At 46.2% G+C, this 21,223-nt stretch carries 18 protein-coding genes and 1 pseudogene; 13 read left to right on the top strand and 6 right to left on the bottom strand.

Features of this window, described 5'->3' with window-relative positions; all coding sequences use genetic code 11:
- Positions 1–40 precede the first annotated feature (40 nt).
- From AC50YG_RS09190 to AC50YG_RS09175, 4 genes are all read right to left on the bottom strand, one after another.
- Positions 41–814 (bottom strand): MBL fold metallo-hydrolase, encoded by a 774-nt coding sequence (locus tag AC50YG_RS09190; protein ID WP_494826279.1) that lies wholly within the window; start codon positions 812–814, stop codon positions 41–43.
- A gap of 255 nt (positions 815–1,069) precedes the next feature.
- Complete coding sequence (locus tag AC50YG_RS09185; RefSeq protein ID WP_494826278.1) at positions 1,070–2,416, bottom strand: Ig-like domain-containing protein; 1,347 nt, start codon at positions 2,414–2,416, stop codon at positions 1,070–1,072.
- 204 nt (positions 2,417–2,620) lie between these two features.
- The gene (locus AC50YG_RS09180; protein WP_473761310.1) at positions 2,621–2,929 is read right to left on the bottom strand and encodes a hypothetical protein; all 309 of its coding nucleotides are present in this window, start codon (positions 2,927–2,929) and stop codon (positions 2,621–2,623) included.
- Between the two features lie 15 nt (positions 2,930–2,944).
- A complete protein-coding gene (locus AC50YG_RS09175; RefSeq protein ID WP_494826385.1) occupies positions 2,945–3,088 on the bottom strand; it encodes a hypothetical protein in 144 nt (47 codons plus the stop codon).
- 165 nt (positions 3,089–3,253) lie between these two features.
- Between AC50YG_RS09175 and AC50YG_RS09170 the strand changes: the two genes are divergently transcribed.
- Positions 3,254–5,224 (top strand): ABC transporter substrate-binding protein, encoded by a 1,971-nt coding sequence (locus AC50YG_RS09170; protein WP_494826276.1) that lies wholly within the window; start codon positions 3,254–3,256, stop codon positions 5,222–5,224.
- A 30-nt stretch (positions 5,225–5,254) separates the two neighbouring features.
- Complete coding sequence (locus AC50YG_RS09165; protein WP_494826274.1) at positions 5,255–5,824, top strand: nitroreductase family protein; 570 nt, start codon at positions 5,255–5,257, stop codon at positions 5,822–5,824.
- 60 nt (positions 5,825–5,884) lie between these two features.
- Here the strand turns inward: AC50YG_RS09165 and AC50YG_RS09160 are convergent, their stop codons facing one another.
- Positions 5,885–6,454 (bottom strand): hypothetical protein, encoded by a 570-nt coding sequence (locus tag AC50YG_RS09160; protein ID WP_494826272.1) that lies wholly within the window; start codon positions 6,452–6,454, stop codon positions 5,885–5,887.
- 535 nt (positions 6,455–6,989) lie between these two features.
- Here AC50YG_RS09160 and AC50YG_RS09155 point away from each other — a divergent pair.
- From AC50YG_RS09155 to AC50YG_RS09145, 3 genes are all read left to right on the top strand, one after another.
- Positions 6,990–8,636 (top strand): helix-turn-helix domain-containing protein, encoded by a 1,647-nt coding sequence (locus AC50YG_RS09155; protein ID WP_494826270.1) that lies wholly within the window; start codon positions 6,990–6,992, stop codon positions 8,634–8,636.
- Between the two features lie 124 nt (positions 8,637–8,760).
- Entirely contained in the window at positions 8,761–9,780 is a 1,020-nt protein-coding gene (locus AC50YG_RS09150; protein WP_494826268.1) for an ABC transporter substrate-binding protein, read from the top strand.
- Positions 9,781–9,784: 4 nt separating this feature from the next.
- Positions 9,785–10,531 (top strand): (2Fe-2S)-binding protein, encoded by a 747-nt coding sequence (locus tag AC50YG_RS09145; RefSeq protein ID WP_494826267.1) that lies wholly within the window; start codon positions 9,785–9,787, stop codon positions 10,529–10,531.
- Positions 10,532–10,675: 144 nt separating this feature from the next.
- Here the strand turns inward: AC50YG_RS09145 and AC50YG_RS09140 are convergent, their stop codons facing one another.
- Positions 10,676–12,664, bottom strand: a complete 1,989-nt coding sequence (locus tag AC50YG_RS09140) for an AraC family transcriptional regulator (protein WP_494826265.1) — start codon at positions 12,662–12,664, stop codon at positions 10,676–10,678.
- A gap of 188 nt (positions 12,665–12,852) precedes the next feature.
- Here AC50YG_RS09140 and AC50YG_RS09135 point away from each other — a divergent pair.
- The 8 genes and pseudogenes from AC50YG_RS09135 to AC50YG_RS09100 form a co-directional block, all read left to right on the top strand.
- Positions 12,853–13,458: pseudogene (locus AC50YG_RS09135) on the top strand (LamG-like jellyroll fold domain-containing protein); the annotation flags it as partial.
- Positions 13,459–13,470: 12 nt separating this feature from the next.
- Positions 13,471–14,925, top strand: coding sequence for a pectate lyase family protein (locus tag AC50YG_RS09130; RefSeq protein WP_494826383.1), 1,455 nt, complete (start codon positions 13,471–13,473; stop codon positions 14,923–14,925).
- Positions 14,926–15,080: 155 nt separating this feature from the next.
- On the top strand, positions 15,081–15,653 hold the full coding sequence (locus AC50YG_RS09125; RefSeq protein ID WP_494826263.1) for a TetR/AcrR family transcriptional regulator: 573 nt from the start codon (positions 15,081–15,083) through the stop codon (positions 15,651–15,653).
- A gap of 325 nt (positions 15,654–15,978) precedes the next feature.
- A complete protein-coding gene (locus tag AC50YG_RS09120) occupies positions 15,979–16,731 on the top strand; it encodes an SDR family NAD(P)-dependent oxidoreductase (RefSeq protein ID WP_473761293.1) in 753 nt (250 codons plus the stop codon).
- A 48-nt stretch (positions 16,732–16,779) separates the two neighbouring features.
- The gene (locus AC50YG_RS09115; RefSeq protein WP_494826261.1) at positions 16,780–17,865 is read left to right on the top strand and encodes an alkene reductase; all 1,086 of its coding nucleotides are present in this window, start codon (positions 16,780–16,782) and stop codon (positions 17,863–17,865) included.
- Between the two features lie 72 nt (positions 17,866–17,937).
- Complete coding sequence (locus AC50YG_RS09110; RefSeq protein ID WP_494826259.1) at positions 17,938–18,936, top strand: NADP-dependent oxidoreductase; 999 nt, start codon at positions 17,938–17,940, stop codon at positions 18,934–18,936.
- A 53-nt stretch (positions 18,937–18,989) separates the two neighbouring features.
- On the top strand, positions 18,990–19,568 hold the full coding sequence (locus tag AC50YG_RS09105) for a TetR/AcrR family transcriptional regulator (protein WP_494826257.1): 579 nt from the start codon (positions 18,990–18,992) through the stop codon (positions 19,566–19,568).
- A 681-nt stretch (positions 19,569–20,249) separates the two neighbouring features.
- On the top strand, positions 20,250–21,032 hold the full coding sequence (locus AC50YG_RS09100) for an SDR family NAD(P)-dependent oxidoreductase (RefSeq protein WP_494826255.1): 783 nt from the start codon (positions 20,250–20,252) through the stop codon (positions 21,030–21,032).
- Positions 21,033–21,223 lie beyond the last annotated feature (191 nt).

The following is a 21,223-nucleotide window of genomic DNA, read 5'->3' as shown; positions in this document are numbered from 1 at the left end:
TTTACTGAATTTATGCAGGTTGCGTAAAGCGAAAGCAGAGCTAGAAGGCAATGACCTCTCCATCCTCAGGAATGATCGCAGCATTTTCCAACCCTTGCTCCTTCAGGAAGATTCTAAGCTGCTGGCGCTTGAGTGTACAATGGCTAATCGCATCCATGTGAACAGCGACGAGCTTCGTAGCTGGCGAAACCTTGCGAATACGCAGAATATCTCCCGCCGTCATCGTAATAGTTGTTCCCAATAGCAGCTGTGCGCGAGCGGTATGTAAAATCGCAATATCGGGCTGCTTCTCTCTGAATGTCTCTTCAATCGCAGGCGTATAGACGCAATCACTGACCAAATATATAGAACCCTCTGCCGTTGTGCTTAGAATGAACCCGGATACAGGGCCAAGCAGCTTGGTGAAAACACCGTGGGCGTGCTGCCCTTTAACTCGATTCAGCTGTATACCGCCCCATTCCAACGAGCTGCCAATGACTTGTACGTTGAGGAAGCCAGCGTTCTGCAAGAAGGTCTGATCTTCAGGCTGACAAAATACGGGGAGTTGCTTGTGTAACACCGAGATTGCTTTTTTATCCATATGATCAAAATGTCGATGGGTTAACAATACAGCATCTATGTCCTCAAAAAAAGAAAGCGGAACGGGCAGAGGGGTTAGTGGGTTTCTGCGCAAAGTCCGAGTGAAAGGAACGGGCGGAAGCTCGCCAATGTCGCTTAACATCGGATCAATAAGTATTTTTTTGCCGTTTATTGTGATTAGTAATGTGGCGTGGCGAATATGTTGAATTGAAATTGCGATGAGAGGCACCTCCATTTAGTACCGATTGGTCTGTTTTTAAATTAACATATTTTTGGGGTGCTGTAATGTCCGCAAGGGCGCTATTTATAACTATTTTGAAAACAAAATGAAATTACGCTGGCAGCTTTTGATTATGGGTCTGCCCTGTGAAGGCTCAGCGCGACAAATGAATTAGGAAGCAGTTTTTAAAACAAAAGCCAACGCCGCGATAGATCGCGAGCATTGGCTTTTGTTTCGTTATGCATTTAATATGCTTTTAGCGTCTAATATTTAATGAGGTCGATAAATCTGATAAGCAAAGTGGTAAAGCGTCGTTTCACTTGAACTCAAAACAGCATTATTGGAGCTGAACTGGATCGGAATAATATCAAAGTAGTGGTAGGAAACCCAGTTATCATAGACATAAAGTCCAACACCAGGCTGTATGCCGGAGATGGAGGCAGTGAATCCTCCGCTGGAATTAGTAGTAGTAGTGGCCGTATAAAGCAGATTGTTTAGAACCGTTCTGATGCTCACGGTAATAGGGACATTAGCAGCTGCATTGCCGCTTGAATCTCTGGCTGATCCCGTCACGGTTATATAGTTTTGAATACGATATTTATTCCCATATCCATAGGTCATATAACCTGAAACGTTAGGATCGGAGGTGATGCTTGATACCGTGACAGCCGCAGCAGCATTGCTTACACTAAAGGTGTAAGGCTGTGAAGCATTGAACGAAGAAGTGCTTAATACTCTAAAATAATAGGTGCCGGCACTCATGTTATAGGTTCCACTTGAATTTTGGTTAATGGTAGCAAGCTGGTTTAAGTTCTGATTATAAATATTAACCTGATAGGTGGTGCCAGCCGCCGGATTGTTGAATGAAATCGTATATTGCTTAGCAGTGCTTACGGTAAATTTAATCCAGTCCTCGTCAAAAGCGTTGTCGATTGTCTGGCTGACGGTGAAGGCGCTTGTTTTTGCCTTGGCATAGACATAATTGTCATCAGGCTCGGCGCTGTCATAGACAGAGGATTGAACGACTGTGAAATAGAATGGATTGCTTGCATCAAAGCCTGACACCGTATTTACAGCCAAATAATAGATGCCTGCTGGAGCAATCCGGCTTACCTGCTCATCCATTTGTGGTCCATAAACCGAATAATATTCCTCTACCAATTGCAAGGTATCTAAATCTAAGCGGAATAAGTGCAAATCATAATCGACGGATGCGGATTGCACCGTTTGTAAAAAAGCAGTCAGCTTGCTAGGGGCAGTTGTTTGAAAATTAAACCACTTCTGCCCACCAGCTTGGTCAATATAATCAAAGTAGACTTGGCCCGTATTGATCGTATAGGCGTTGCCAGGGTCGGTATTGTATACCGCCTGAGTGACGGAGTCGAGGGAGCGCTGCTGTAGGCTTTGTGTCGAACTAGAGATGACTGAAGGTGCAGGCAAGGCTTCATTAAGGTCAAGCTTGCTGCTTTCAGGAATGTCGAAGGATGGCAATTGTGTGCTGCTGGTTGTCAGACTTACCTCGGGAATGGCCTGGGCATTCGCGCTAGGCGTGAAGGAAAACCCGCCAAATACCGACGTGACTAGTAGCGAAACCGCCAATAAAATACGCTTGAACATGGTAAACTCTCCTTTTTATTCTAGTAGACTACGAGAATAATCATTACATATTTATCTATTTTTTACAATTTCATTTTTGTGAACTTTTTGTCAATATTTATACAATTTAAGAAGAGAAACGCGAAAAATAGCCCCCGCATCCACGTTGTTGTGGAGGTGGGGGCTGCTTGTGCTTGAGATAATCGTTTAGATTGGTCTCGAAAACTACTCGTTCACGACATCAGCGACGAGCTCGCTTGCAACCTCAATGACTTTAGGAATGACCACATCGTTCGTACCGGAAACGTATATATCCCCTTGATAATGCCGGAAGGGAATCGCAGCATCGCCAATGCTCCACATGAAGAAATCTCCCTCAATGGACATAGTGGTAGCCCCTGTTACGGTAAATACCGATGTATACGAAAAATCGGGCTTGGACGCAAAATATTGTTTGCATTCTTCCAAAGAAATCGTCAGTGCCGACGAGTTGTTATTCTGCAAGGCTCTTGTAATGCGATAGCGTTTGCTCATTGAAAACCCTCCAATTTAAGATGTGGAATGACGACTACGAATCGTAAAAGTTAAGATAACGGCATAGCTCGGCGCAAAAACGGAAATGACATTGCCGAGAATGAATAAAATCATCAGCAGACATAGCAGTCGCTTCTGCGGGATTTGTTGCGTGAGCATGGAATATGTATCCAAGCAATTAGACCTATTTCATCATTATTTAGGTTTTCGAGTGTAATATCAAGCTATTTATAAATGGCGTTAAACAAATTTAAGTTGTAGCTGAGAATTATTCTCGATAAAATAGAGAGGCATACAGATCAGGACTTTGCGGAAGGTGAAACGATGGATGTAGATCAGCATGTTAAGCTTTGGAATCAGGCTTCTATTAAAATATTAGATATTCGGCATCTGGTTATGCGCGCTGGGGAGCAAGTGAAGGGCTACCGGCTGCTAGCCAGCGGTTTTATGTACACAACAAGAGGCGGTGCACGGGTTGCGCTGGACGGAAATTCCTATGAGGTGAACAAGCTGCAGGTGCTGCACGGCGGCAAGGGCATAGGTCTGGATATTTCTGATGTCGAGGACTGCTTCGAATATTATATGATTTATTATCGGGCCAGCCTTCCGCTGCCCAGCAGCAGAGAGCTTCAAGCGCTGCTGGAGCGGCAGCTGCCTTTTCACATTCAGTACGCCTTCGTTCCCAATTATCCGATTGCTTTATACAACTATGTTACAAGCCTTGATCCATTATGGAGACAAGCGGATGCACTCTCTAAATTTCAAGTCAAAACCTTATTTTATCAATTTGTCCACGAGCTGTTGCGGCAGCTGGATACACAGGGCATTCCAACGATTAAGCCTAATATCGTAGCGCAAGCTGTCCGTTATCTTAACGAGCGATATGCAGAGCCGATAATGGTGGATGGGCTGGCGGAGCTGCTGGATTGCAGTTCGGGGCATTTATCAAGAATGTTTAAAAAAGAGACAGGAAGCAGCCTCATTGAATATTTGACCCGCATTCGAATCAATAAAGCGAGAGAGCTTCTTCTGCATACCGACGCGTCCCTTCAGACGATTGCGGAAAGCGTAGGTATCCCAGACGCGATGTACTTCAATCGTATTTTCAAAAAATATGCAGGTATTTCGCCGGGACGCTTCAAAACGAACTACGTTCATTTGCCATTCGATCAGTATAATGCTACGGGCAAGTCAGAATCCTCCATTGTCAGGCGTACCTTTCGCCGTTATATTCATAATGGTGATAATCATTATCAATATAAACAAAAAGGGGATTCACGCATACCAATGAAACCGAAACAGTCGATTATGCTACTTCTTATGCTTAGCCTTACTCTATTACTGTCAGCATGCTCTGGCGCAACAAACACAACTGCTGCGAGTGGCAATAGTCAAAGCAGCAGTGCAGCGCAGCAAACCACTAGCGAGCAAGCCACTCAGCCGCCATCCACGCAGGAAAAAGTCATTAAGCATGCATGGGGAGAAACGGTTATTAAAGGGGAGCCAAAAAATATTATCTCCTTATTTCCCGCCGCTACCGATTATTTGCTGGCGCTTGGCATCGTGCCGCAGGCGGCATCAAGCAATGAAGAAGGCAGCGATCAATTTCCGACCTATCTTGCTGATCGCCTGCAAGGGCAGAAAAATTTAGGCTGGCAGGTGGAGCCGAATTTTGAGAGCATTTTAGCTTTGGAGCCAGACCTGATTATTGGTCAAGATTTTATGGGCGAAGCTTTCGCTAACTTAAATAAAATTGCCCCTACGTTGTTCGCGGAAAAAGTGAAGGATGAGCAGGGCATCATTCGAATGAAAACGAGTCTCCTTAAACTCGGTGACATGCTCGGAAGAACGGAGCAGGCGAATCAGGTCATTGCAGCATACGAGAAGCTGGCCGCAGAGAGCAAGGAGAAAATCAAGCAAGCCATCGGTGATGAAACCGTTATGTTTTTGCGCTTGTCCGATAAGGAAGTGCGCTACTATAGCAAGCGGAACTATGAAGTTCTTTATGACGATTTAGGCTTGCAAGCGCCAGCGTCTATACCGGACCCAGCCGAATCGATGCAGGTGATCTCGCTAGAGAAGCTGCCGTCTATTAACCCTGATCACATCTTTTTATTGTCGTCCGATCCTACAGAAACGACTGAAATGCAAAAGACTGAAGTGTGGAAAAGCTTGAAGGCCGTTCAAAATAATCATGTTCATTTGGTGGATTATGGCCTATGGTTTCAAGGTCCCGGCGGCCCCATCGGCCAAACGAAAATTATCGAAGAAACGGTTCAGTTTCTTACCCAATAAGGGAAGGCGAGAAGAGGAGGTTGGTGCGAAATGGCCATATCGGCAATTGAGCAGCTAATTCGCGAAAGAAGAACGATACGTCAATTTAACGGGCAGACATTGGCGAAAGAAACCGTCATCAACCTGTTGGATGCGGCAGTATGGGCGCCGGTTCATTCGCGCAAGGAGCCTTGGCGATTCATTTTGTTCATGGGCGCAGGAAGGCAGCAGTTTTCAGATGCGGTGCTGCATACGTTTTCGGAGGACGAGCGGGAAAAATGGGGACAGAAGCTGCAGCTTGATTATTGCGAACGCATGCAGGCCCATTTGCTCATCGTCATAGAGGCCGACGCTAGGCAGCGCGTGTGGGAGGATGCTGTTGGGGCAGGCTCTGCGCTGATTCAAAATATCCAACTGCTGGCGTGGGAGCAGGGAATCGGCGTCGTATGGAAGACGAATGAATACAATTTTGACCCGGATTTTTGCAGGCTTACGGGCGTGAAGCCAGGCGAACGCATTATTGGCACGCTGCATCTTGGTTATTTTGATCCCGATAAGACACCTAAGCCTAGACCTCGTACACCGGTGGGGGAACTGCTAACCTGTGTTACGGGGGAATAAAAGATCATTTCATTCCGTTTATGAAAAAATAAGGGATCCCGAATTCTTCCGGGATCCCTTTTATGCCGTGCGGAACGAGCTTGCCGCGGCTATGCTGTTCTGACAGCCCACATAGGAATTCAGATATCCATGATACACCAATTCCAGCTTTGGCGTATGCTGCAGATCGCCAGGCGTTACGAGCAGTGGCGACTTGTCGATCAGGATCATTCCGCTTCGCTGGAACATCGTCGCTACGAATTGCGAGCAGAAGTACGAATGCTTGCGCTCCCATTCAATATTGAATACAACGCCTAACATCCCGACCAAATTATAGCTGTACAGATCTTGATTTTGCTCAAAATGCTGTACTTGATTTCTTAGATTGTCATAAACGACGGGGCTTACCGTGCAGCGATAAAGGGCGCACATCGACTCACCGAAAAAGGTGCTCGTTACATCCTCGCGCACGAATCCTCCGAAGAATGGATTGTTCGGATTTTTCCTGCCGAAGCTGTATACTTCGCGCAGGTCCGAATCGAAAGCGAGCGAAGCGTGATTCAGCGGATCCTTCGTGAACGATCGGATAATCTTGGTGAAGACGGTTCCCGTGTCCGTTAGAAGCACGTAAATTTCTTTTTCTATACTCATTCCATATGACCTCCACATTCAAGAACGTACGTCTACTCTTAACTTTAATACAGGACTGAATGCTGTGGAACCTTCTAAGGTAATAGATGTTCCCCGACCATGGTCTAGTTTCATGGGTGACATCATTCCACACTTCATTGTATTCAGGCAAAGGAATATGGAAAAAGGCGACTGACGGCAGTGGAAGCCCATTATTTGCCCAGTTAGTCGCTCGGATTGTTGTTGATACCAACTAATTTGAAATGCTTCATGTTTTGTTAAAGGTTATATCTTCGCGATATCCCTTGATTTTCCTGCTATAACCGATAAAGAGAATAGACTTTAGGGAGAACTTATGCGCAAAACGACAATAGCGGCTTGGTCAGAGAATTGGAATGAGGCATACGCTGCGGATAGGCTGCTCAGTGGGATAGTGGGACAACGCTCAATCGTTAGCTCTCGAATAGCTGACGCAGAGAATCGTTGTATTTCTTATCGTGGCTTATTCCTATAAAATGATAAGCATAAAGCGGATGAGAAGAAGGTGGCGAGCAAAATGTCTGATCATGAATACGGCTTGCAAGCGGGCGAATATGAGCTGCTGGACAACATGTGGTTCAAGCTTAGAGGAGTCGAGAAAAATAATAGCGACTCTGGGAGCTGGTCGTTTCGGCTGCAATTCATTGAATCGCATATGCTGCTGCTAATAGCATCCGGCAAGGGCTGGATTACCGTGGACGGCCGGTATTTGGAGCTAAGGGCAGGCAGTGCCTTTGTTTGTACGCCTGGCCAATTAATCGAGGCCTTTCTTGAGGTTCCGGGCGAGCACGGACTATACGTTGTGCGCTTTGATGTATTTGCACAGCCTGAAACGTCGGAGCGGCAGACACAGAACGAGCCACAACTCCGAAATCTGCGCTTTCCCATCGAAGGAGAAATCGTGGCATCCTCCATGCTTGAATGGAGTGCACTTTGCGAGGCAATAGGCAATTCTATGAAAAGCGAGGATCGTTTACAGCGAATGCACGGCCAAATTCAGTTTTATGAGCTGCTGTACAGTCTGCTGCGAGATGGCCAGCGCGTATGGGACACAGATTCCGAGGCTGCCATGGAACGTGCCAAGCTATATATGGAGCAGCATTACCGCGAGGAGCTGACCATTGAGCTATTGGCGCGGGAGGCTGGCATTAGCTCGCGGCATTTTATCCGGCTGTTTAAACAAACCTATGGCTGGAGTGCCATTGAATATTTGGCGAGATATCGCATTAGGCAAGCCCAGGAGCTGATGAAGCCCGATTCGGAATACCAGCTTAAGGATATCGCGAGCTACGTCGGTTATCCGGATGAGCTGTATTTTCGGCGCAAATTTAAAAAAATAACAGGCACGCCGCCGGCTGCCTATATGAAAAATGCTAAAAAAAGGATCGTGGCTTATCATGCCAACATGATCGGGCATTTGCTGGCGCTGCATATTACGCCTTATGCGGCTCCAGCCGACCATCCATGGACCGAATATTATCGCCGAAAATACGACATCGATTCGGTTCTTCCCCTAGCGCAGGAGGATGATGTGAGAATCGAGCAGATTCGCAAGTCAAACCCGGACTACATCGTCGGGCTTAAAGAATTCACGAGCGCGGAAGCACAGAAGAAGCTGGAAGAGCTGGCGTCCACTTATTTGATACCGTGGCTGGAGCATGATTGGCGAATGCAGCTAAGATTGCTTGCGGAGTGGCTGGACAAATCCTCAGAAGCGGAAGCTTGGCTTGATCAGTACGACAGAAAAACACGTGCTGTGCGGGAGCAGGTGAAAAAGATATGGGGTAAGGATCGTTTGCTCATTGCCCGAATATCAGGGCAGGCGATTCACATTTTGGGCAGCAGAAGCTTGGGCGAGGTGTTTTATGACGATCTCAAAATTACGCCAGCGGTGGGCATTGTTCCAGATCAGCCCGAGCAGCAATGGACACGGGATGAGCTGCTGCATACGGATGCAGATAGGCTGCTGCTCATTGTAGATGACGATGCATGGGCACAAGCGGCCTGGCAGGAGCTGCGGCAGGCAGAGGCATGGGGACTGCTGAAGGCGGTTAGAAACAGGCGAGTCGACTATCTGCCTTCTTACCCATGGACCGAATATACAGCGTTCACGCAAGATTTGGTTTTGGACGAGGTGTTAAAGCTTTGGCGTAATCGTGCATAAAATGTTGGCGAGATCGTCGATAGGCGAGGAGGAAAGTATCCGTTATACTCCTAACAGTGATATTGATTCTCATTTTTAAAAGAGAAATTAGACCTATCGACGGCTCAGGAGGGTTCAGAAAAAAATGAAACAATCGAAGACAGGATTACTGCTAGTCATGATCGCGCTGCTGGCGCTAGTGATGGCCGCTTGCTCAGGCAGCAATGGACAAGGAAATACGACCGCAACAGCATCGCCATCCGCATCGCCAGAGGCGGCCCAATCATCGAGCCAGCCAAGTGCGGCGGCAGAGGACGGCGTTCGTACTGTAGCAAGCGAGAAAGGCGAAATCACGATTCCGGCAAATCCTAGCAAAGTGATTGGGCTTTCCGTTGTGTATCCGGAATTTCTGCAAGCTTTGGGCGTTACGCCAATTGCCGTGCAAAATTTTCATCCGGAGTTCCCGGTTTATTTGGAGGAGCCATTCAAAAATACAACTAAAATGGGCATCGCCACGACGCCTGATTTTGAAAAAATATTAGCCGCTGAGCCTGATCTGATTATTGCTCCGACATGGTGGTCAGACAAAGATTACGATCAGCTTACGAAGATTGCACCAACTGTATTGCTGCCGCAGCGCGATGACTGGCGTGATGAGCTGAAGGATATTGCCGGCGTATTAGGCAAGCCAGAGGCTGCGGATAAGGTCATTCAAGATTTAGTTGATCAGGAACTGGCAGCCAAAGAGAAGCTCGATACGATCGTTGGCGACGAAACGGTCATGTATATGATGATTATGCCGGATGGCATTGTTCTTTATGGCGAAAATATTGATCGCGGCAGCTTTGTTCATAAGACGCTGGGGCTAAAAGCGGTTGAGAATTTCCCGCAGAGTGAGCTTTCCATTACGATATCGCTCGAGAAACTGCCGGAATACAACCCGGATCATATTATTTTGCAGATGAATGATGATAGCAATGAAACCATCCAGCAATATTACAAGGAAATCCAAAGCAGCTCCTTATGGAAAAACATGACGGCCGTGAAGAAAAATCAGGTTTACCTGGTAGGCGGAGAGGAATGGTTTAATCTGGGCATGTCCCCTCTGGCGAACAGCTATGCGATAGATGCCATTCTTCAGATTTTTGAAAATAAAGGCCAATAGCGGAATGTCTTTATCGGAGAAATTTTTTGTTACTTCGGTGGCAGCAGAAAACACGGTATTGAGCTTTACGCTGGTGGAGCTGAGCGAGCCGAAAAATGCTGAGCTGCTGCTCCGAGCATACGCCCCGATGCTTGGAACCGAGGACATGCGCGCAGCAGCAGCTTTTTTTTGCAGCTGGTATACGGGCGTTTGTGGAGCCATGCACAGCATGCTCGCCGCCTCAGATAGTAAAGCAGCAGCTTTACAGAATACGAATATGTCGGTTCAGCTCAGCCGAATGGATGGCATGCCGCTGTTTTCCTTTCGTATTCATGAGGGCTGGAGTGAGGCTATTCCCGCCGAGATTTCTGCCGAGGCGCCTGCTGGAAATGCGCAAGCCGCGCTAGCTATTTTTTACCGGGATGAAGTGAGGCCGATTATTGCTGCGCTTTCGCAGGCATCAAAAACCCCTGCTGCTTTGCTGTGGAAGCAGATTTATAATTCGCTCTATGGCTATATGGAGGATGAAGCTATGGAGGCAGTGAATGAGGAGAGTCAGGCAGCAGTCCGCGAGCGTTTCAGGCGCTGGACCTGGGACATGGAGCCGGAAGCTTTCGGGCTGCGCCGCAATCCTTTTCGCATGACGCCCAAATTTATGGCACATCCGACTGCTCCCGATCAGCTGATGTTTGTGAAGGCGACCTGCTGCCTTGCCTATCGGCTCGCAGCGTTTCGTGGCTATTGCGTCAATTGCCCAATTGTGCAGAGATAGATTGTCCGGCTATATTGCTTAAATTGCGCGGTATTCAATAGAGAAGAAGGTCTGCACCCCTGCATGAATGGGAGGGCGCAGACCTTCTTTTATTAAAATATAGGAAAGGATAGTGATCGAATTATGCTTGCAATACCTTCGAATTTATTGAGCCAATAGCTTAGGTAACTCGCCTAGCAGCATATCACTGGTCAGCATATCTTCGTAATTCCACTTTGTCTCGACAAAGGTGACTTTTCCACTTTTGACGGCAGGGAGCGATTTCCAAAGGGATGTTTCCAAGAGCTCAGCAAAGGATGCTTCTGCATCTTCATTGTGTGGATACAAGATGAAGAGGCGGTCTCCAATGAGCATGTCGTGCATGAGTTCTTTTGAAACCTCAATATAAGGGGAGCCCGCTGCCGGTTCAAGTTCCTTTACATGCTCCGACATTTGGTAGCCTGCTTGCTGATACAACAAAGAGGAAAGCCCGCCGGTTTTCATCAAATACATATCTTTACTCCAATAATAAATTAACACGACGGCTGTCTCGCCTTCAGTAAGCTTTCCTGTCTTACGCAGCTCACTCCACATGTTCTCCGCTTTAACCTTATAGTCAGCAAGCAATTGCTCAGCCTCGGCTTTTTTGCCGACGATTTCCCCAATGATGGGGAGACGCTCGGCTAATGGCAGGCTTTGATCAAAAACGACGGTTGGTGATATTTTCGATACTTCCTCGTATTGTTTGTCTAAAACATAACCAAGCATCGTCAGATCGGGAGCCAAGTCTACAAGAGCTTCGAAATTGGTTGGAAAACCAATATCCTTCGCCTTTGTCTGTTCTTGGTTCAAATAAACGGATTCCTCAATAAACCGACGATCAACACCGATGGGCTGAATGCCCAGCGCCAGCAGATCGCCAATTGAATTTCCCTGGAGTACAATGCGCTCTGGACTTTGGGGAAGCTGTACCTCATGCCCCTGACTGTCGGTATATACTCTTGAAGCAGGTTCAGCATTCGTGTGGTTTGCGGCCGGACTATTGTTCTGCGATTGAGTGGTAGCAGCAGGGCTGGTGCTGGAAGCTATCGAATTAGCAGCTCCATTCCCGCTCCCGCTGGAACAGGCGCTGAGCATGATGGCTAGACATAACAGCACGGTCGCTCCCATGGAGGTTTTGGTTCCTTTGTACATCGTGAAATCCCCTTCTTCGACATATTGATAATCATTATCACGTTCCATATCAATATAACGTCGAAACCCTCGTGCTGCATCAGACAATCTAAGCATAAGCGTAGGACGATCTGCTTCTTGCCGGCTGCTGCCAGCTTGGGCTTTGAAGCTTCCGGGTGTAACACCGGTCGTTTTTTTGAAAATGCGGATGAAATAAGAGATGTCCGGATAGCCCACGCTTAGGGCAATTTCTTGGAGCGAAGCCTCCGTATGCAGCAGCAGCTCCTTCGCCTTATCCATACGAGTTAAAATTAGAAAATCAATTAAGCTGCGGCCGGTCTTATTTTTAAACTGCTTGGAAACATAAGGGGCGCTATAATTCAGCAATTGGGCTATGGATGCGAGAGTAATCGGCTTGCTATAGCATTCGTGGATATGTCTTATAACCTGCTCCACAAGATCGGGTTTGACGGTCTGCTTGCCTTGCGTCTGCAGCTGCTGTTCCACCTCGTAGATGAACTGATAAAACAAGGCTTTGACATGAATTCGCTGTAGGGAAAGGGCACCATGCCACTGCTGCTGCATCGTCTTCACCAAATGAAGCAGCGCAACCGGATCATGGGGAGCAAATTCATATTGTCTTTGAAAAGGACTGTTATGCTCCGCAAGCTTTCGAATAAATGGAGCAGTTAAGAGCGGCAGCGAAGCTTTATAAAGAATGAGATAATATTCTAAGGGTTCCGTAATCCCATCAATGTCCAAGCAACCTCCCTTGCCGCTGTGCAGGATATGGAAACGGTCCGCCTGTAGCTCCCTTCCGTCAAGCCGAAAACGTGCAGCTCCGCGAACCATATATATAAAAGCCGGTGATGGAAGCTGGTAGGCATGCAAATGGTCTCCAGCTTCTATAAGCTTATGGCGAATATCGTTCAGCCGGATGTGCGCATGATGCCATAGTAGTAAATAGTCGTCCTCCTTCAAAACAACGGCTCGCCTCCTTCTCTTACGTTCATAAATGATAACTATTATCAATTATAACACTTCCATGAATAGAAATGGTGAATCATTCAGCTGTTTTTGGCTGCTTATATTAGGTCTTTGAGACTATTCAAATTTTACTATTAATTACTATAATTAGAATGTAAACCACTAGAATATGGAAGGGGAAAATGGAAATGGAATATTTTATAAAGAGAAATGTGATTTTTGTATTGTGTTTAGCGCTTGTCCTGTCAGCTGGGTCAGTCGGCTTTGTTTATCAGGCCAGCGCCGCTGCGCTATTGGAGGATGGTTTTGATAGCGGGGTGGGCAACTGGACGGCCACTAGCGGAAGCTGGTCTGTCGTTCAAGACAATGGCAATGCGGTGTATTCCCAGTCGGGCACAAGCGAAGGCCGCACTTCTGCTGGCAGCCCGTCTTGGACAGATTATACGGTGGAAGCTGATGTGAAGATCGTTGACTTCAATGGGTCGACTAGAACGTATGTTACGGGCAGATACTTGAATGGAAATAACTTTTATGCAGCGTCCTTATATAATAGCAGTGGAGGCACGCTTGAAATTAGGAAAAAAGTAAGCGGTTCCACAACGACCTTAGCCAGCAAAACGAATTTTGGTCTAGCAACAGGTGTATGGTATAAGGTGAAGCTCGAAATGAGTGGAACGTCGATTAAAATGTATGTGAACGGCCAACTGGAGCTTTCGGCAACCGATTCAAGCTTGACTGCGGGTGCGGCAGGCTTGGTTACGTTAAAGTCTATTGCTAAGTACGATAATGTAAGCGTTAACATTTTAAATATTGTTCCAACGACGCCAACACCAAGCGCGACTCCAACGCCGACGGTGCAGCCAACTACTACTCCATCACCTAGCCCAACTGTAACGCCTACACCGACGCCTACACCGACGGCAGGGCAGACGGGCGAGTATCATTTGACTGGCTTTGCCCAAGGGAATACAGGAGGAGGGGCCCTGCCAGAAACGGACGCCGCTTATATTAAAGTTTATAATGCGACAGATCTTGCCGTTGCGCTGAAGAAAGGCTCAGGCTACAAGGTTGTGGAAATTATGAATGACCTCGATCTGGGCTGGAATGAAATCCCGGCAGCAGCGAAAGTATCACCGTTCGCCTCTCACAACAGCGCATTAACGCACCCGGTTCTTCTCCATACAGGCGTCAGCAAAATTACAGTGGACGGCTTCACAGGCCTGACGATTTTCTCCGCCAATGGTGCGACGATCAAGCATGCTGCTTTTACCTTCAAAAGAAGCTCGAATGTCATCATTCGCAATCTTGAATTTGATGAGCTGTGGGAGTGGGATGAAGCGACCAAGGGCGATTACGACAAAAATGACTGGGACTATATCACAATCGAAGAAAGCAGCAAGTTTTGGATCGATCACTGCACATTCCACAAAGCGTATGACGGATTGGTCGATGTGAAAAAAGGAAGCAATGGCGTCACCATTTCATGGTCCTCCTTCTTAAGTGATGACCGCAGCGCAGGCAGCTGGGTTACCCAGCAAATCAATGCGATGGAAGCGAACCCGTCCGCCTATCCGATGTATGCTTTTTTAAGAAGCAGTGCAGTGGGTCTAAGCAAGGATGATATTATCGCGGTGGCTGCCAGCCAAAAGAAAGGACATCTCGTTGGATCAACGGAGCTGGCCAGCGATAATGCTGCGCTTGAAGTGACGCTTCATCACAATTATTATCAGGATCAGCAGGACCGGATGCCTCGTCTGAGAGCGGGCAATGTCCACGCCTATAACATCGTCATGGACAGCGCAGGCGCTTGGAACGCCAGATCACGGATTACTTCGGCGATGGAGACAGCCATTTCCGGCAATGGCTATCATTTTGGCGTAACGAGCAATGGAGCGATTTCCACAGAGAATGGAGCTGTGCTGGTCGAAAAATCAGTCATTATCGACGTTTATTACCCGCTTCGCAATAATCAGAAGGATGCAAGCAATGCTGTCTATACGGGGAAAATAGCAGCCACAGATACGATCTATTCGCTGAATGGCACCACGTTTAGAGGAAATAGCGATACGGCGGGGAGCCCGCTATCTCCTGTGCCAGCAGCCATTATCCCTTTCTCTTGGAACGGCTTCACAACGCTTCCTTATAGCTATGCCGCAGATGATCCAGCGACGTTAAAAGCAAGGCTTATTGCAGCAAATGGCGCAGGGTCAGGCAAGCTTTCGTGGGCTAAAGTGAATTGGCTGCAAACGAGTTAAGTGATGAGCTAAGCTTCCAAATTTTGCAGTAACCGATACAGTAGGCTTGTAGGAAAGAGCAAAGGTGATTAGAGTCGCTTTTGCTCTTTCCTCTGTTTATTTGCAGTTTGCCAATCGTTCACTTAAATGTATAATGATTATTCGAGGTGATGACGATGGCAAGATCAAAGGAATTTGAAATTAATGAAGTATTAGATAAAGCCATACAACTATTCTGGGCACAAGGGTACGAGAAAACCTCAATGAATGAATTGGTCAACTTTATGGGCATCCATCGTAGAAGTATTTATGATACGTTTGGGGATAAGCATGCCTTGTTTATAAAAGCACTTGAACGATATGAAGCTAAGCAAGCCAATAAAATGAAATTTTTGGTTGAAAAACGTATGCCGGTCAAGGAAATCATTCGGAAGCTGTTTGAAGCGACAATAAAAAATGAAGGAGTGCCGCTAGGGTGTTTTCTCGTGAATTCAGGTGTGGAATTGGGTGTGCTGGATCCAGAAGTTGCAGCCTTGGTTGATGATAGCTATTCACGAACAGAGGAATTGTTGACTACCCTTGTACTGGAGGGGCAGCAATCGGGTGAAATCAAGGCTGACTTTGAACCTAAAATGGTTTCCCATTATTTAATGAATGCGTGGTTGGGGCTGCGCACGCTGGTTAAGACAACAAAGGATCAACAAAAATTAAAAAATATTATTGATATGACACTGTCCATTTTAGACTAAAAGTGGTATTCCAGCATGGCTGGCAAAAGGAGTCCGCTAAATGGAAGCTTGTTTGTTGCTTGTGTGCAAGTTCCCTCTTGTCCCTCTAGTGCAAGAAGGAGCTTGTATCTCATGCTTGGAAGAAGCCAAGGCATGCCGCTCCAAAAGGGATCATTTTAGCCATAAGTTTTAATTATAAAAAAATTCTTTACTGTTCGTTCTAGAAATGATATGCTAACAGCAAGTTAGATCTAACTCCTTTTTTTTACCCTATTAAGAACGATCATTCTATAATTAGCTTTCAACTCATTTACACGAATCTGCAAGTTATGAAGGAGAGAATAAGATGAAATACACAGTTATTACAGGAGCGAGCTCAGGGATCGGATATGAGACGGCATTGGCGTTTGCTGCACGTGGCAAAAACTTAATTTTGGTAGCAAGAAGATTGGATAAATTAGAAGAGCTTAAATCAACCATTCAGGAAATAAATCCTAATGTAAAGGTTATTGTTCGTACCAGCGACCTGTCTATTACAGATCAGGCCTACACCCTGTATAGCGAGCTAAAGGAATACCAAATTGAGACTTGGATTAACAATGCGGGGCTCGGCGAAGCTGCTTTTGTAGCAGACCAGAATTTAGATAAAGTCCAAACGATGCTGCGTGTTAACATCGAATCCTTGACGATCCTCTCTACCCTATATGTGCGAGATTATGCAGAGGTCGAAGGAACCCAGTTAATTAATGTCTCATCCGCACTTGGATATGCCATTGCTGTTGGGAGCGTTGCTTATTCTGCATCTAAATATTACGTTAGTGCCTTCACAGAAGGGCTTGCAAAAGAATTAGAACTGAAAGGTGCAAAACTAAAGGCAAAGGTGTTAGCACCAGCAATAACGGAAACGGAATTCGTGAAGAAATCATTAGGAGCAGAAGAATTTGATTACAAAGCTAACATGCCTAAGTATCACACTGCCAACGAAATGGCGGGCTTCATGGTGAAGCTTTATGATAGCAACGAAGTGGTAGGAATTGTAGATCAGAACTATGAATTCAATCTGAGAGGCCAAATCTATCCGGTCATTTCAGAATTTTAAATTCAATTCTTATATTTATTGACTACATTGAAGAAGGAGAGTGTCCGATTGAAAAAGTTGTGGAGCAAAACGAAAATTGGAGCTTTGGAATTACCTCATCGTTTAGCAATGGCACCAATGACACGCAGTAGATCGCAAGAAGATGGTACACCAGGAGAGCTAACTTCCCTTTATTATGCTCAGCGAGCGTCAATGGGACTCCTTATTACGGAAGGCGCACAGCCTTCTGATGATGGGCAAGGTTACTTATGGTCTCCTGGGATCTATAGGGATGAACATATTGAAGGGTGGAAAAAGGTTACAGATGCCGTGCATGATGCAGGTGGATATTTGTATATCCAATTGATGCATGCCGGTCGCATGGCGCACCCTGACAATACCCCACATCATCGCCAGCCTGTTGCGCCATCTGCTATCGCACCGGGTGTGGAAATGTTCACCGCTAAAGGTATGCAGGACATTCCCGTTCCTCGTGAGTTAAGTGAAGCGGATATTCAAACGACTATTGCGGATTTTCGGAAAGCAGCAGCAGCAGCTATTCAAGCAGGTGCGGATGGCGTTGAAATTCACGGAGCCAATGGTTATCTGATTAATCAATTTATCGGAGAAAATTCGAATACACGGACCGATGGATACGGGGGATCTATAGAAAATCGTGCTCGTTTTGCGATCGAAGTAACGAAAGCCATCGTCGAAGAAATTGGAGCAGACAGAACAGGCTTCCGTATTTCCCCGGGGACTCCTCTAGGTGGAATTCAAGATGGCGAACAAGGTACTGAACTTTATCGATATCTTGTAAAGGAATTAGCCCAATTGGATTTAGCTTACCTTCATGTTATGCATCTTGGCAATGAAAAGCTGCTCCAAGACATTCGCTCAATCTGGACGAAGCCATTGTTGGTCAATCGGGCTGGAAGAGCTCTGGAGGATCTCAGTGTGGATATAGATAGTGGTCTCGCTGATTTGGTTCCTGTAGGTGTATGGTCATTAGCCAATCCGGATTTAGTGGAACGACTGCAAAAAGGTGCGCCGCTAAATGAAGCCGATCCGACAACCTTTTTTGGTCTGGGCAGTAAAGGGTACACGGATTATCCTACGTTGGAAGAATTAGAAACGCAAGCGGGGTTACAATAGCATAAAGAGTGAAATATGGCGTACAACTGAACATTGTGCGCCATATTTTAATCTAAAGGAAGAGGATGAAAGATGAAGGCAGCACAAATACAGAACTATTCAAAAAAAATCCGAGTTGAATGGAATGAGATTAACATTCCACAAATCAATAGCCATGAGGTGCTTGTCAAAGTAAAAGCTGCAGGCGTAAATCCGCTGGACATTCTTAATCTGAATGGCAGCGTTCGGATGATTGCCGACTATAAGCTGCCATTAACATTAGGGAATGAACTATCGGGCGTTATTGAAGCCGTTGGTGATGCTGTGTTGAATTTTAAGGTTGGGGACTCTGTTTATACGAGGCTGCCGCTTCATAAAATCGGTGCTTTTGCTGAATATGCGGCCGTGCATGAAGATGCTTTATCCATAATGCCTGGCAATTTATCTTTTATGGAAGCTGCTGCGGTACCTCTTACTGCCTTGACCGCTTATCAAGCCTTGCACGATGTGCTCCTCGCCCAGCCGAATAAAAAGCTATTCATTCCTGGAGGAACCGGAGGCTTTGGCGCCATGGCAATCCCCATTGCCAAATCAATGGGATTATATGTGATTACAAGTGGCAGTGAAAGAGGGAAATCACGCACATTGTCGCTCGGGGCCGATGAATTCATCAATTATAAGTCGGAAAATTATGCTGACATCCTGTCCGATATCGATTATGTGATCGACACCTTGGGCAGCAAAGAGATCAAGGCTGAGCTGGGCATTTTAAAGCCGCAAGGGAAATTGGTATCCTTAAAAGCCGGACCTAATTATCGCTTTGCGGTTGATCATCATTTTCCGACGTGGAAAAAAGCATTGTTTGCTCTAGCGGGTGCCCGCTTTGATTTTTTAGCACGCAAGAACCAAAACGAATATCGTTTTTTATTTGTGCAAGCTAACGGCAGTCAATTGCAAGAAATCACTAAGCTTATTGAAAAAGAAAATATTAAGCCCTCTATAGATGCAGCTTATACGTTTAATGACCTTAATAAGGCGTTGTTAAAAGTGTCGACGGGTCACTCCCAGGGCAAAGTGATTGTGACCTTCTAAATACTAAACAATTTCAGTGAAGCTGCTCGCGTTTCTTGACAGGGGGAATCCAAATGGCCAGAAGCAAAGAGTTCGAAGAGTCCGTTGTATTAGATAAAGCGATGAGACTTTTTTGGGAACAGGGCTACGAGAAGACTTCCATGGCCGATCTGGTCAATCAGATGGGAATCCATCGTAGAAGCTTATATGACACATTTGTTGACAAACATACGCTTTTTCTAAAGGCTGTAGAGCTATATGATCATAAAATCAGTGACGCACTTGCAGCAAGGGTGAAGCGCTCCAAAACGGCAACGGAAGCCCTTCAGTCTATTGTAGCCTTCTTGATCTGCGGAGAAGAGAAGCCGGCTTCTGGATGCTTAATCGTGAATTCGACGGTGGAATTGGCAGCTCGCGATGCAGATATGAATAACAGATCGATAGAGATGTTTTCTAATGCAGAGCAGCTGTGCAAGGACATTATTCGATGGGGGCAGCAAGAGGGCGAGTTTACATCAGAGTACGACGCTGGGGAATTGGCCGAATATATGCATAATGTATGGGTTGGGTTAAGAGTGATGGCCAGAACAACGATTAGAAAAGAAAAACTTCTTCGTATAGCTTATCTATCTATGCAGCTTATCGTAAAATGACAGTATTTTTTCACGTAATTAGAATGATTGTTCTAAATATATGATGCAATGCTGTGAATTCTAGCGATCTGAAAAATGGTATTAAAATCGATTTAAATCTAGGATGTGTATGCAAATGGAAGCCCTCCTTCTGCTCCTTGCTTAGTACGTATTCGAGGCTAATCTCCTCTGACCATTCCAGGCTTAAGGAACCACAGCATGCGATTGTCGCAGAAAGCACAGTTGCAGGGAACAATGCGGCTGAGAATACGCCGTTGCTCGTTTTGGAACCTCATTCCTTTTTTCGCGGACTGAGGTTCCGCTATACTGGCTCTTAATCCTATTTCAGGCCTTAAGCGGACAGGAGATTCGCTATTGCCTTCAAAATCCTCTGAAAATGACGATGAGCAGCGCATTAGCGGCTCCTGAGTCCGCAGCCGGTGCCAAAACAGTGATTCGGTTGAAATAGCGGCTGCTGTGTCCTCAAAGTCTGTCTTTGTGTCTTCGTACAGGGAGCAAAGCTCAGAAAAGAGCAGCATGAAGCTGCCTTTTGGAAAGTAGGCTCACATTTATGAGTTGTGTCATTCTCGGTAGTAGAGGGAAGACGTTTGAATGCTGGCTTCTTATGGGATCGCTTCTTTCGGGATCTAGCTCGCTTGCGTTTGCATACATGTCCTAAAATAAAAATAAGGTGGGCTCAAAATGAGAAAGACCGTTCTAATCACAGGAGTATCCGGTGGAATCGGCAAAGAGTTAGCAGATCGTTTTGCCAAGGATGGACATAACATCGTGCTGGTGGCTCGCAGCGAGGGTAAAATATTGGAGCTTGCGCAGGCGTATCAGAATAAATATGGCATTCAAGCGACGGTCATTGCCAAGGATGTTGCGGCAACTGGGGTGCCAGTGGAGATTTTCAACGAGCTTAAGGAGAAGGAAATCGTCGTTGACTATCTTGTCAACAATGCCGGCTTCGGTCTGTTTGGGACTTTTGTGGAGACGGATATGGAGCAGGAAATAAATATGATTGACGTTAATATCAAGGCTCTGACGGTTATGACGAAGCTTTTCCTGCCGGATATGATTAAACGTGGGCATGGCGGAGTGTTGAATGTGGCTTCATTGGTGGGCTTCTTCCCTGGACCGATGATGTCGGTTTATTACGCAACGAAGGCATACGTGCTCTCGTTCACCGAGGCTTTGGAGAACGAAGTAAGCGGCACAGGAGTTACGGTGACGGCATTTTGCCCAGGGCTGACATCAACCGGTTTTGTTGACCGTTCAGGCATGGGGGCCTCAAAGATGGTGAAAGGAGCGATCATGGAAGCCAGGCAGGTGGCTGAGGAAGGATATCGAGGCTTTTTGCGCGGCAAGACGTTAATTATGCCAGGTGCTCGAAACCGACTCATCGCTTTTATGCCGCGGTTGTTGCCTCGTAAGTGGATGACCCGCATCATTAGATTTTCACAGGATAGAACGGCGCATTAACCCGAAAGAGAAGCAATATACACTGAACTAGTGAAGCGATCTTGGCTCTTCGTTATAACAAACAACTAAGATGGCTGAATCTGAAAATTAGTGATTGAAAAAATAAATACGATCACGGTAAATAACGCTTCAAAAAGCCCTCAACTTTGCCGATACATCACTTGATAGCTGAAATAAAGAGATACTCGAAG

The organism is Paenibacillus sp. J31R34, from assembly GCF_059383715.1.
This window is presented reverse-complemented; position numbering and strand designations above follow the sequence as displayed.